The organism is Marisediminitalea aggregata, assembly GCF_900129565.1.
Taxonomy (GTDB): domain Bacteria; phylum Pseudomonadota; class Gammaproteobacteria; order Enterobacterales; family Alteromonadaceae; genus Alteromonas; species Alteromonas aggregata.
In genome coordinates, this window is sequence record NZ_FQWD01000006.1 from 78,399 (window position 1) to 91,550 (window position 13,152).

A 13,152-nucleotide genomic window follows, 5' to 3' on the forward strand; every position below is an offset into this window, starting at 1 on the left:
ATTTTGAATGAAACTTAAACAGCTTACATCTGCAGTAATCCTTGCCACAACCGGCATGTCAGCAACGGCAGCAACGTACACACTAACGCCAACGCCAGCCCAGGACTTATCTTTTGCAAACTATGCTCAATCTATTGATAACTCAGGTACGTTGGTAATAAACACTTCCGTAGAATACAACCCGCCTATAGACCTGAGCTTATTCGATTTTGAGAATGAACTCTTTACCGCGCAATTTGAAGATCCTGATGCCGTGGAGCAGGGCGTTTTTAGTAATGTTGATTACAATATTCTTTACTCCTATGTTCTGCAAGTGAGACAAAGCAGTATTCTTGGCCAGAAACTCGAAACGTTACGAAGCTATCAAACAGACATGGTTGGTCTAGATCTGATCCCTGGGTTTGATGTCTACAGCGAAGATTTCGATGACTACAGTCGCAGTTCATTGAGCCTGATACGCGATTCGCTTAACGGTGATTTCTTTGTGGGTACCGGTAATGGGGCGTTTTTTGAGCTGGATTATACGAATGAAGACGGTACTGATTACACCTTTATTATTAATGCGTTGCCTAAACAGGCAATAGTTCAGGTTAATGGCGAGGCAAAATTTCTGCCAGCAAGCACCACAGAGCCGCTCGGCGGATTCGGCGAGGCATTCGCAATAAACAACCAGTTACAGGTTGCCGGTTACAGCAGTACAGTATTCTCAGATGATTACATTACTGCCGCAGAAAACTGTGACGATGATGAAGAGCGTGGCGATATACCAGTAGAGGTATGTCAGTATAATTTAATCTCCAATGAAACAACCCTGAATTCAGTTGCTCAGACAAGAGCGACTATATGGGAATTAGATACACAAGGCGATGTTGTTAATACACAAACGTATGGCATGGTCTTTACGCCAGAAGAAGATGACAGCTCACGATTTGTCTATTACAGCAAAGCGAATGACATTAACGATCAAGGTATTGCAGTAGGTGAATCATCAACCGGTGAAGCCGTAGTTTATACCATTCCTGGTGGCAACGCTGGTCGATATCAAGGTGTTGTAGCCACCGCTTTTATGGATGGTGAAGTTGTTGAACTACTGCCTAGGGATGAAAACCTACAGAGTAGCGCAAACGCAATCAATAACGATGGCTGGGTAGTCGGTAATGTTAGACGAGAGAATAACGGCGTAGCTCGAGAACAGATGTTTGCTTATAACATCGAAAGTGGAGAGTCTATCTATCCGGATGGTTTTTTTGCCACTTCCGCCGTTAATCCCAGAGCAATAAACAACAATGGTATTATCGTTGGTGAAGGGGAGTATGACGCGAGCGTTCAAACAGACCGTCAGTTGCGCGCCTTCATGTATGACATCAATGTGGGTGAATTCATCGACCTGAATACTTTGTTACCGTGTGACCAACAAGAGCAATATACGTTGGTTACGGCAAACGACATTAATGACGATAACGAAATCATTGCCAATGCCATGTACTTGAGCCCCCAGGTTTATGTCAATGGTGAAGAGGTTCTGGATAATGCAGGTAACACCAATGACGTTACTCGCGTGATTGCAGTAAAACTAACGCCAACAGGCGCGCAAAACGTCGAGGATTGTGACGCGTCGAACGAAGACAACTATGAGCGTAAAGGTGCCTCGCTGCCACTCTCTGGGTTACTGACATTAGGCGTGTTTGCGCTGTTTAGACGATGTGTCAGACGCGCTAAATAAACGCGTACGTTATGAATGAAAATAGCCCTGCTTAGTCGGGGCTTTTTTATGCGCGGCGATCTTAATAACTGGGTCTAATTTCTTAATTATTAAGTCACATTGTGCTTATAGCGTTTGATTTTAAAAGCTGAAATAATTATGCAAAAAAAATGTAACATAAAATTCAAAAGCGTTTCATTAGCTTATAAATTGTCAATAGCAAATAAAAATAAAGTTTCTTGAACCACTTGGCCACTTGCACTATCACAGTATAGGTGAACAAATTAATTGCCACGTCTGCATTAACACGAGAATTGAGTCGTTGGCCTGGATATGTTCACTGGTTTAATCCAATTAAAGAGGCTAATCAATGAAAAGACAGAAAAGAGATAAACTGACTCGCGCCCATGCAAAAGGTTATCAAGCTGGAATCAGCGGTCGCTCTAAGGAAATTTGTCCGTTTCAAGCGAGTGATGCTCGCTCGCAGTGGTTAGGTGGGTGGAGAGAGGCCATGGAAGACCGTCAATTAGGAATGACGGTTCGTTAACATCTCTTTAGTCAAAAGCCCCAATTAAGGGGCTTTTTACATTACAGCGGACGCTGAATTAGAAAGAACTGGTGTCCTGGAACAGACCAACTTTCAAATCTTTTGCAGAATAAATCTCGCGGCCATCGACTTCAACAATGCCATCAGCCAGACCCATAAACAAACGGCGTTTAACAACGCGCTTCATTTGGATTTTGTAAGTTACTTTTTTGGCTGTCGGTAAGATCTGACCGGTAAACTTCACTTCACCAACACCCAGTGCGCGACCTTTACCCGGACCACCACTCCAGCCCAGGAAAAATCCGACGAGTTGCCACATAGCATCAAGACCCAGACAACCCGGCATTACTGGATCGCCCGGGAAGTGACAATCGAAGAACCACAGGTCTGGGGTAATATCCAGTTCAGCAATAATTTGACCTTTACCAAATTCGCCACCTTCTTCAGCGATCAAATTAATACGGTCCATCATTAGCATATTCGGGGCCGGTAACTGACTGTTACCCGGGCCAAACATTTCACCGCGACTACAGGCTAGCAAGTCCTCTCTGGTGAAACTTGATTGTTTAGTTGTCATTGTTTTCCCATCGAAATAAAAATTCCCGTGTAATTTAGCGAACACTTGTAAGCTAAACAACTCTGAACAGTAATTTTTTTGCATATTATCGTCGTGCTACAATAAAACAATAAGCAAAAGACGTGTTGTGCACTTTGCCATCTCGGCATAACACCAAAATTCATCATCTATTGAGTGTAAAGCTAATTCATGACACAACCGAAAAAGAATCCGCGGGTAAACGCAGAAAAGCAAAAACGATTTCGCGAACGCCAAAAGGAAGCAGGAAAGAAACAAGTTAGGGGATATGTCAGTCCTGAGGCACTAAGTTGCTATGAGGAAATCCAACAAAAAACCGGATGGAGCGACAGTGAGATCTTGTCTAATTCCATCCGGTTGATGTTTGCAGCCTATAAATGCGGGCAAATAAAACTGCTGAACGAGTGGTTAAAAGACCACAAGCGTTAGATGCGACGTTTTATGCCACACTTGATTCACCTTCTCCCCATAAGGCCAGAAATTCGCCGTGAGGGTCGTACATTTGTGCTTGCTTGGCTAAATTAAACTGGCGTTGTCCACGAGGATCGCTGCCAACACCTGCAAGGTATTGCCAGTTTCCCCAATTCGCGCCAACATCATAGTCTATGAGTTGTTGTTCAAAATACGCAGCACCGTACCGCCAGTCCTGAGCCAGTTCATTCACGAAATAGCTGGCAACCCACTGTCTGCCGCGATTCGACATGTAGCCTGTTGCGTTTAATTGGGTCATGCAGGCATTCACATAGGGGTTGTCAGTTTGCCCCTGTTGCCATTGTTTAATAATGTGAGGATTTGGCGTATTTTCCGGTATTCTGCCCTTAATGCCCGTTTGTCTGAACCAGTTCCGGCCGTGTTTAGCCTGCTGCCAATAGAAGAACTCACGCCATAGTAATTCGAAGTACAACCAGTAGGTAGAGTCATTCTCGATGTGCTCTCGCTCATAGCGTTTAAGCTCTGAATACACCTGTCGTGGAGACAATGCGCCGTGAGCAAGCCATGCAGAGAATTTACTGGAATAATCCCAGCCATCCAGCCCGTTACGGGTTTCTTTATAAACCGACACCTGACCACTGTCGAACAGGTAATAATGCAATTGCTTTAGCGCAGCCTCTTCCCCGCCTTGAAATGCCGAAATCGTGCCGCGTTGGAGAGGTAATGCTTCCCAGTCTGTTCGCGCTAGTACTGGTGGTGGTGGGAGAAAAGATACTGGCGAAGGTATTTCTTCTGGTGTTGAGTACTTTTCTACTTTTTTGCGAAAAGGCGTAAAGCTGTCAGGCATGTTTTCAAGTGAAAACGGCAGCGATTCAGGTGTAAACAAGCTTGCATTGTGCGCAGAGATTAACTTCAGGTTTTTATTGAGTTGCTGTATCTGCTGCACTTGCTGGCGCTCATAAAAGCCCTGATATTCGCCGATGCCAACAATAGACACCTGATGCTGTTTGATTAACGCCTGAATTGTTTCTACCGGACGACCCACAACGACATGCAGCAACTGGTTCTGGCTTTGGAGTTGAGTATTCAAACTATCCAGTGTTTCGAACAGAAACTGCTGACGGTGCCGGCCTATAGAGGTAGTGCCGTATGGTGTTGGACTAAACCATTCAGGGTCGACTGTATATAGGCAAATAAGCTTGTCACACTGTTCTGCTAACGCATCCAGTGCCGGCTGGTCGTGAAGTCTGAGGTCGTGCCGAAACCAGTACAGACCTGTTTGATTATGTGTATTCATATCCGTCATACGACGTAAAGTGTACTTCGGATTTCACGTACTGTTTTTTTGTTGGTTAACGACGATCGTTTTTCCTGTCTGAACGTATTGTAAAGTGAATAAAACAATAACTTTGAAGGACAAGACGTGACACAACCTGTTAGCCTGGTCTGGTTTCGACAAGATCTCCGCGTAAAAGATAACCCGGCACTGCAAGCAGCAAATGACTTCGGTACTGTTGTACCTATCTTCATTAAAGACACCTCTATTGATGCCGAAGAACAACCTGGTGGTGCTGCTAACTGGTGGCTGCATCATTCCCTGACCGCGTTGAACGATCGACTGAACGGCCACCTGCAATTTTTTGAAGGGGATCCGAAAAAACTGATTCCAGAACTGGTGGAAAAGTTTGATGCAAAAGCGGTGTTCTGGAACCGATGTTATGAACCAGCGGCAATCGAGCGGGATACGCAAATAAAACAGTCATTGAAAGAAACAGACTGCGCGGTTTCCAGTTTCAATGCATCACTGTTATGGGAGCCAATGAGCATTCGCAAACAGGATGGGGGAGTGTACAAAGTATTTACGCCCTACTATCGTAAAGGCTGTTTACAAGCTTCCAGTCCACGCTATCCCGTCCCATCGCCCGAACGAATTACATACAGCAGCGTCGACAATATAGGTTGCAGCCTTTCGTCACTCAATTTGTTGCCCACACTTGACTGGGCAGCTGATTTCACCAATCACTGGCAACCCGGTGAAAAGGGCGCAGCGAAACACCTGAGCGATTTTATACATAACGCCGCCTCAGGGTATGAAGATCAACGAAACATTCCTTCAGTAAAAGGCACCTCACGGCTTTCGCCGCATCTGCATTTTGGCGAAATATCACCGAATCAGGTGTGGTATGCGCTTATCGATGCGTTTGAGCAACCTGACAATAAACATCTTGATTGTTATCTCAGTGAGTTAGGATGGCGTGAATTCAGCTATTATTTGTTATTCCATTTTCCGTCATTGCCCACTCAAAATTTTAACGGGCAGTTTGACCATTTTACCTGGCGCAATAAAGAGGATGAGTTTACCGCATGGACCAAAGGCCAAACGGGCATTCCAATAGTCGACGCCGGCATGCGCGAATTATGGCAAACCGGCTATATGCACAACCGAGTGCGTATGATTGTTGGTTCCTTCCTAGTGAAGAACTTGTTGGTAGACTGGCGTAAAGGTGAGCGGTGGTTCTGGGATTGTCTGTTAGATGCAGACAGAGCAAGTAACTCAGCCAGTTGGCAATGGATAGCAGGTTCCGGTGCCGACGCCGCGCCATACTTCCGTATTTTCAATCCGGTATTGCAAGGGGAAAAATTCGACAAGCATGGGGAGTACGTTAAGAAATACTGCCCGGAATTAGCCAGGATGCCAGACAAATACATCCATAAGCCGTGGGACGCGCCAGCAAATATTCTGGCCCACGCTGGCGTTGTGCTGGGTAAGAACTATCCCAAACCCATTGCTGACCTAAAGGCCAGCAGGCAACGTGCACTGGATGCCTATGCAGAGACAAAGGGTAAGTAGATGGCGGCATTACGACTCATATTGGGCGACCAGCTAAACGAGCAAATTTCCAGTTTGTCAGACTGCGATAAGCAAAATGATGTAGTGCTTATTGCAGAAGTAAGAGAAGAAGCCACTTACGTAAAGCATCATAAAAAGAAAATCGTTTTGCTGTTCTCTGCTATGCGCCATTTTGCCAGCCAGCTGCGCGATGCCAACTTCAATGTGGCTTATCGCTACTATGACGATGAAGACAACCAGGGTTCACTGCTGAATGAAGTGAAATTAGCGCTTCAACGGCACAATTTGCAACATGTCGTGGCTACTTTTCCTGGCGAATACAGACTGCTTAAGAGTATGCAACAATGGGAACAAGTGCTGGGCGTGAGCGTAGAGATCCGGCCTGACGATCGGTTTATCTCAACGCCGGAACAATTCAGTAAATGGGCAGACGGACGCAAACAATGGCGCATGGAATATTTCTACCGTGACATGCGCAGGCAAACCGGTCTGCTAATGGAAGGTGACCAGCCAATTGGCGGCAAATGGAATTTTGACCACGACAACCGTAAGTCCATGCCATCTGACGTTCAGCCACCTAAACCCTACACTGTGGAACCGGATGAAATCACTCAGGCAGTCATAAAGCTTGTTGAGAACACATTCCCTGACCATATGGGCAAGGCGACGGATTTCAGCTATGCCGTGACGCGTTCACAGGCACTTGAAGTGGCAAAGCAGTTTATCGAACAACGATTGCCTAATTTTGGTGACTATCAGGATGCGATGCGGGAAGGGGACGTATGGTTGTTCCATTCACACCTGTCATTTTATTTAAACAGTGGTTTATTGCTGCCCTTAGAAGTCATGCAAATGGCTGAACAGGCTTATTTTGACAACGCTGCGCCACTGAATGCCGTGGAGGGGTTTATCCGGCAGATTCTGGGTTGGCGAGAATACGTCCGCGGTTTTTACTGGCACTGTATGCCTACGTTACAACAAGACAATTACTTTGAGCATACCAGGGCGTTACCGGAATTTTACTGGACTGCCCACACCAACATGAATTGTATGCGACAGTGCATAAGCGATACAAAACAACACGCTTATGCCCATCACATTCAACGCTTAATGGTCATCGGTAACTTTAGTCTGCTGGCCGGCCTTGACCCTGTGGCGGTGAACGAGTGGTACTTACTGGTGTATGCCGATGCCTACGAGTGGGTAGAAATGCCCAACGTGAGCGGTATGATCCTGTTTGCCGACGGCGGTAAGCTCGCCAGCAAGCCCTATGTTGCCAGTGGTCAGTACATTAATCGCATGTCAGACTACTGTAAAAACTGCGGCTATTCTGTGTCGAAGAAAACAGGCCCCAAAGCCTGTCCGTTCAACTACCTGTACTGGGATTTTCTCATAAAACACCAGGACAAACTGGCAAAGAATCCCCGCATGGCACTGATATATAAGAGTCTGGGACGCATGTCTGAAGACAATATTGCTGCCATGCAAGAGCAGGCTCAGGCACTCTTGAGCAAACTGGATTCCGCATAATGAAAAAGTCGGATCTGCCCAGTAAAGTATGCCCGGTTTGTCAGCGTGCTTTTACGTGGCGTAAGAAATGGGCACGAAACTGGGACGACGTTAAATACTGTTCCAAGCGCTGCAGCGGACAGCGCAATATGCAATCCCCGGTCACTCGATAAGCCGGGGACGCACGCCTTCACAAATCATTCATTCCTCTGTTACGAAAACATTTGCTACTATTAGGATATAAATTTATCCGGCATCGCTTATAAAGTTGGTAAATCCCTATGCCAGCGTGCTTACAACAATAGAAGTCTGCGAATTGAAAACTTATTCCTGTGAGTGTGGAAATACGCTGTATTTTGTAAACAGTCAGTGCCTCAGCTGCCAGCGCGTAGTGGGGTTCCTGAGTGATGAGCAGGTGATTTCGGCCTGTGATATTGACGACCTGGGCAATTGGGTCGCCTGCTATAACCGCAAGGCCTATCGTCCCTGTAAAAATTATTCACAGCACAATATTTGCAACTGGCTGGTACCCGCGGCAGATGAATCAGCTTACTGCCCGTCGTGTGCATTAACTGACACAATTCCGGACTTGTCGAAGCCTGAGAACCTCAAACTGTGGTTTAAAATGGAACAGGCAAAACGGCACTTGCTGTACACCCTCAACAAACTTGAATTGCCGATAAGCGGTAAATCTGTAGACAGCGAGGGATTAGCATTTCGATTTTTAGAAGATGAAGTCGAAGCCTTGTACGGCCAGGAACTGACGATCAAAAAGTTAGTGATGACCGGCCATAGCGATGGTGTGATCACCATTAACCTGAAAGAAGCTGAAGCGGCCAAGCGCATAAAAATGCGTGAAATGATGAACGAACGTTACAGAACGTTGATTGGGCATTTTCGCCATGAGTCAGGCCACTATTACTGGGACAGATTAATAAAAGACAGCAACAAACTTGACGACTTCAGAGCCTTGTTTGGTGATGAAAGACAGGATTATCAGGCATCGCTGGAACGATATTACGCTGAAGGGCCGGTTCAAGATTGGCATCAGCACTGTATCAGCGCGTATGCCAGCATGCACCCCTGGGAAGACTGGGCAGAAAGCTGGGCGCATTACCTACACATGGTAGACACTCTGGAAACAGCCAATGAATACGACGCCAGTTTAGAAAACCGGGCTTTGTCTAACCCGCTATCCAGTGGTCAGCCACATACATTGCGCTATAGTGAAGACAGTTTTCACACGTTACTGGACGACTGGGAAAAGCTCACTACGCTGCTTAACGCGCTGAATCGAAGTATGGGGCTGGACGATGCGTACCCGTTTATGATCCCACCACGGGCACGCGAAAAGTTACATTTTATCCATTTACTGGTGCGAAACGCCGGTTAACGCTCTGGTTTTTCCCAATCAAAACGGGGCAGGCGGTTAAATGCGCGTTTTAGCCCTTGTGTCCATTGCTTCTGCATAGACTTGTACATAGGGCTATTTAGCGTATAGGTGCTGTGAAACGGCTCATCGATGTTATCGGTTTGCAACATTGCCAGTTCAACTGGCGGGCCAACAGAAATATTGCTTCGGATAGTTGAATCCAGCGACACCATGGCGCAGCGCGCCGCATCTTCCAGGGACGTGGTTTTGGCAATAATGCGGTCCAGAATAGGCTTGCCGTATTTGTTTTCGCCAATTTGAAGGTAAGGCGTATCATCTGACGCGCTGATAAAGTTGCCCTGCGGATAGACATGAAAAATTTCAGGTGGCTGACCCGCGATCTGGCCGCCAAATATGAAATTAGATTCGGCGCTGCTACCTGATTTCTCCATGGCTTTGGCGTGACGTTGCTGTTCTTCCTGACTCAGTTTACCTATGTACTGCGCCACTTCATAAAGCTGCTTTCCTGAGCGTAAGTTGAACGTTGCGTCCGGGTCCTGTAAATCGCGGTTAATCGCATTCATAACCGCCTGAGACGTTGCCAGGCTACCTGAAGTAAGCAGCACGCACACTCGCTCTCCCGGCCAGCAATAGCGACGCATTTTGCTGTAGGTCGCTACGTAATCCACGCCGGCGTTTGTGCGTGAATCTGATGCAAAGACCAATCCTCGATTAACTTTAACTGCTAAGCAATAAGTCACAGTCGTTCTCGTTGTTGTAGATGTGAACAATGCGAATAGAATGTCTTGATTACGCGCAATTTTCCACAATATTTTGTCATTAAACTGACATTTTTAGGATTGCAATTTCGCTGAAAAGCCGATTAGATGGGATTGTACATTTTATAACAACGATCTAGGGACCTGAGCATGGCAATCAGATGGGGTAATTATCGGGTAGGGGACTTTTACGATGAACTTATTCGCGTAGCGAATAAACCCCGCCCAGCTGCCGAACAAATCTGCAAATATTTACGCAACCTCTCCGACAAAGAACTCGAAGAATATAAAACCGCAGCCAGTACGGCTATCCATGTAATGGGGATTACTTTCACCGTTTACAGCGAAGAAGAAGGCTCTATAGACAGGGCATGGCCGTTTGACATTATTCCACGCATTATCGACAAGAAAGAATGGCTGGAAGTCGAAAAAGGCTTAAAGCAGCGCGTTAAAGCGCTGAATATGTTTATTGACGACCTTTACAACGAACAGCGCATTCTTGAAGCGGGCGTTGTTCCCAAAAGCCTGCTGGAAGCGTCAAAGAATTTCCTGCCTGAATGCAAAGGCGTCAAACCAAAAAATGGCGTCTGGGCGCATATTTGTGGTTCTGATTTAGTCAGAGATCACCATGGCACCGTTTATGTGTTAGAAGACAATCTTCGGGTACCTTCTGGCGTGTCTTACATGCTCGAGAACCGCCATGTTATGAAGCGTGTGTTCCCGGATATGTTTGAACGGTACAACATACTACCGGTAGACGATTACCCGTCTCAGCTTTATGACATGCTGTGTCAGCTTTCACCCAGAGATATTGAACAGCCAGAGATAGTGGTGCTTACGCCGGGTATTTACAACTCAGCGTACTTTGAACATGCGTATCTGGCCCAGCAAATGGGGGCAGAACTGGTTGTTGGCAGCGATCTGGTGGTAGACGATGAAGACAAAGTGTATATGCGTACGGTTGATGGATTGTCCCGGGTCGACGTAATTTATCGCCGCATCGACGATGCTTTTTTAGATCCTGAGGCATTCAGAAAAGACTCCATGCTGGGTGTTCCCGGTTTAATGCGAGCCTGGAAAGCAGGCAATGTCGGTCTTGCCAATGCTCCCGGTGCGGGCGTAGCAGACGATAAAGTGGTGTATGCTTTTGTCCCAGAAATCATTAAGTTTTATCTTGACGAAGAACCATTACTCCCAAACGTACCGACCTACAAGTGCGTGAACAAAGATGAGCGGGATTACGTCATAGAGAACATCGACAAAATGGTGGTTAAACCGGCTAACGAATCGGGCGGATACGGTATGTTGATCGGCCCTCATGCAACCAAAGCCGAGCGGGAAAAATTCGTACGTCTGATACGCCGGGATCCGCGCAATTACGTCGCTCAGCCCATGCTGCTTCTGTCCACAGCGCCGACCATTGTTGGCACTAAAGCTGAGCCGCGGCATCTGGATTTGAGGCCATTTATACTCAGTGGCGAAGACATCAAAGTTACCACTGGTGGACTAACCCGGGTTGCTATGCGTAAGGGCTCAACCGTTGTTAACTCTTCGCAAGGTGGTGGTAGTAAAGACACCTGGATAGTCGACATGGAGGGTGAATAATTATGTTGTCACGTGTCGCAAATCACATTTATTGGATGGAACGGTACTTGGAGCGAGCAGAAAACACTGCGCGCCTGATTCAGGTAAATACGCACCTGTTATTGGACTTACCCCGTGATGTTACCCTGGGCTGGGAACCAATAATCGACATGTTATCGTTTCGGGATACCTTTTATGAAAACTACAAAGAGGCCGACGAACGCAGCGTCATCAAATTCATGGTAACGGATACTGCAAACCCAGGCTCTATTATTAATTGCCTAGCGTTTGCCCGGGAAAATGCCCGGATTATTCGTGAAATTATTCCGTCAGAAGCCTGGGAGCACATTAATAACCTGCACCTAACCGCAAAAGCTGACGGGCAAAGTGTACTAACCAGACGTCACCGCTTTGATTGCCTGAATAAAATCATTGTTGCTAATCAGACAATAACAGGGCTATTGGGTGGCACCATGTTACGTGGTGAAGGCTACGCGTTTTTGCGTTTGGGTAGACATTTGGAACGCGCAGACATGACATCCAGGATCATAGATGTGCGCTCGGCGTCCTTGCTGCCTGATTTGTCTCCTGAGCATTCCGCTTTCGAAAATATTCAGTGGATGGGCGTGTTAAAGTCTCTAACGGCTTATCAGATGTATCGCCAGGAAATGCGGATCAGAATTAACCGCTCTGATGTACTGGAATTTTTGTTAACCAATGAACAATTTCCTCGCTCTCTCATTCATGGCCTTAAGCAAATGGGCAAATGTTTAAAAGAGCTGCCGAAGTCAGACGAGATTGAAAAACAGGTTGATGCATTAGCAGACGAATTGTCTAAATTGGATACGCATGAGTTAATGCAAAGCCGTTTACACGAAGTGATTGATGACATTCAACAGGGACTGCTGAACATTCACAAAGCGGTAAATGCTCAGTACTTTTAATTTACCTTAACTTAATCTCTCAACTAAAAAGCCGTGACGCATTTGCATCACGGCTTTTTTATGCTTAAAACTTTATTTAAAGTAAAAACAACAATCTAGACGACCAGTCTAAAATAAACATTGATTTATAGACGACCGGTCTATAATAATAAGTGAAAACTTACTAAAACACAGAAATTCATGAATACAGCTAAGCGGGGCAGGCCGCCAAAACAACCCAGAAACTTTGAAGATACAAAACAGGCATTGTTACTTGCTGGTATGGCTATTCTGACCGAGCGCGGTTTCAACACCGTCGGTATCGATGTCATTTTAAAACGGGTAGGCGTCCCCAAAGGGTCGTTTTATCACTATTTTAAAAACAAAGATGATTTCGGCCTACAGGTTATTCAGTACTACGACCAGTATTTTTGCGCCAAGCTACGACGCTGTTTTAATAGCGAACCAGAAATGCCTTTAATGGGCCTGAAACGGTTTGTTGATGAAGCGGTGGACGGTATGCAGAAGTACCGGTTTACCCGCGGCTGTCTGATAGGCAATTTTGGTCAGGAAATGCCTATCTTGTCCGAGACATTTAAGCAACCACTGACGGATTGTTTGCAACATTGGACGGAGTTATTAGCTGCAAACCTGAGACAGGCGCAATCTATCGGACAAATCAACAACTCGATTGATTGTGATGCGCAGGCTGAATATTTTTGGATTGGCTGGGAAGGTGCCATATTGAGTGCAAAAGTCATGCAGTCCGCATTGCCCATGCACAAATTTGCTAACGGCTTCTTTGCTCAGCTAACGTCACCAAACATGCCCATCAATACACCCTACAAATCCTAAACA

Annotated in this window: 13 protein-coding genes; 10 read left to right on the forward strand and 3 right to left on the reverse strand. The window is 46.1% G+C overall.

Translation table 11 applies throughout. From position 1 onward, the window contains the following. Positions 1-7: 7 nt before the first annotated feature. Positions 8-1,723, forward strand: coding sequence for a DUF3466 family protein (locus tag BUB81_RS16885; RefSeq protein WP_073324536.1), 1,716 nt, complete (start codon positions 8-10; stop codon positions 1,721-1,723). 349 nt (positions 1,724-2,072) lie between these two features. Next, entirely contained in the window at positions 2,073-2,249 is a 177-nt protein-coding gene (gene rmf, locus BUB81_RS16890; RefSeq protein ID WP_073324537.1) for a ribosome modulation factor, read from the forward strand. A 58-nt stretch (positions 2,250-2,307) separates the two neighbouring features. On the opposite strand, the gene fabA is transcribed toward rmf, so the two are convergent. Continuing rightward, positions 2,308-2,826 carry a 3-hydroxyacyl-[acyl-carrier-protein] dehydratase FabA gene (gene fabA / locus BUB81_RS16895; RefSeq protein WP_073324837.1) on the reverse strand — a complete coding sequence of 173 codons (519 nt, stop codon included), beginning with the start codon at positions 2,824-2,826 and terminating at the stop codon, positions 2,308-2,310. Between the two features lie 189 nt (positions 2,827-3,015). Here fabA and BUB81_RS16900 point away from each other — a divergent pair, with 189 nt between their 5' ends. Continuing rightward, positions 3,016-3,273, forward strand: a complete 258-nt coding sequence (locus BUB81_RS16900) for a hypothetical protein (RefSeq protein ID WP_073324538.1) — start codon at positions 3,016-3,018, stop codon at positions 3,271-3,273. Between the two features lie 10 nt (positions 3,274-3,283). Here the strand turns inward: BUB81_RS16900 and BUB81_RS16905 are convergent, their stop codons facing one another. Further along, positions 3,284-4,573, reverse strand: a complete 1,290-nt coding sequence (locus BUB81_RS16905; RefSeq protein ID WP_245819256.1) for a DASH family cryptochrome — start codon at positions 4,571-4,573, stop codon at positions 3,284-3,286. A 126-nt stretch (positions 4,574-4,699) separates the two neighbouring features. Between BUB81_RS16905 and BUB81_RS16910 the strand changes: the two genes are divergently transcribed. The 4 genes from BUB81_RS16910 (at position 4,700) to BUB81_RS16925 (ending at position 9,029) form a co-directional block, all read left to right on the forward strand. Continuing rightward, positions 4,700-6,127, forward strand: coding sequence for a cryptochrome/photolyase family protein (locus BUB81_RS16910; protein WP_073324540.1), 1,428 nt, complete (start codon positions 4,700-4,702; stop codon positions 6,125-6,127). Continuing rightward, positions 6,128-7,657, forward strand: coding sequence for a cryptochrome/photolyase family protein (locus BUB81_RS16915; RefSeq protein WP_073324541.1), 1,530 nt, complete (start codon positions 6,128-6,130; stop codon positions 7,655-7,657). Then, complete coding sequence (locus BUB81_RS16920) at positions 7,657-7,809, forward strand: DUF2256 domain-containing protein (protein ID WP_073324542.1); 153 nt, start codon at positions 7,657-7,659, stop codon at positions 7,807-7,809. Before BUB81_RS16915 ends, BUB81_RS16920 begins: the two co-directional genes overlap by 1 nt. Before the next feature lie 143 nt (positions 7,810-7,952). Then, positions 7,953-9,029: a zinc-binding metallopeptidase family protein gene (locus tag BUB81_RS16925; RefSeq protein WP_073324838.1), complete on the forward strand. Its 1,077-nt coding sequence runs from the start codon at positions 7,953-7,955 to the stop codon at positions 9,027-9,029. On the opposite strand, the gene BUB81_RS16930 is transcribed toward BUB81_RS16925, so the two are convergent. Continuing rightward, positions 9,026-9,769, reverse strand: coding sequence for a proteasome-type protease (locus tag BUB81_RS16930; protein WP_073324543.1), 744 nt, complete (start codon positions 9,767-9,769; stop codon positions 9,026-9,028). The two genes, BUB81_RS16925 and BUB81_RS16930, sit on opposite strands and share 4 nt — an antisense overlap. A gap of 168 nt (positions 9,770-9,937) precedes the next feature. Between BUB81_RS16930 and BUB81_RS16935 the strand changes: the two genes are divergently transcribed. The 3 genes from BUB81_RS16935 (at position 9,938) to acuR (ending at position 13,149) form a co-directional block, all read left to right on the forward strand. Beyond that, positions 9,938-11,392, forward strand: a complete 1,455-nt coding sequence (locus tag BUB81_RS16935) for a circularly permuted type 2 ATP-grasp protein (protein WP_073324544.1) — start codon at positions 9,938-9,940, stop codon at positions 11,390-11,392. Between the two features lie 2 nt (positions 11,393-11,394). After that, positions 11,395-12,315: an alpha-E domain-containing protein gene (locus BUB81_RS16940; RefSeq protein WP_073324545.1), complete on the forward strand. Its 921-nt coding sequence runs from the start codon at positions 11,395-11,397 to the stop codon at positions 12,313-12,315. A gap of 180 nt (positions 12,316-12,495) precedes the next feature. Continuing rightward, positions 12,496-13,149, forward strand: coding sequence for an acrylate utilization transcriptional regulator AcuR (gene acuR / locus BUB81_RS16945; RefSeq protein WP_073324546.1), 654 nt, complete (start codon positions 12,496-12,498; stop codon positions 13,147-13,149). Positions 13,150-13,152 lie beyond the last annotated feature (3 nt).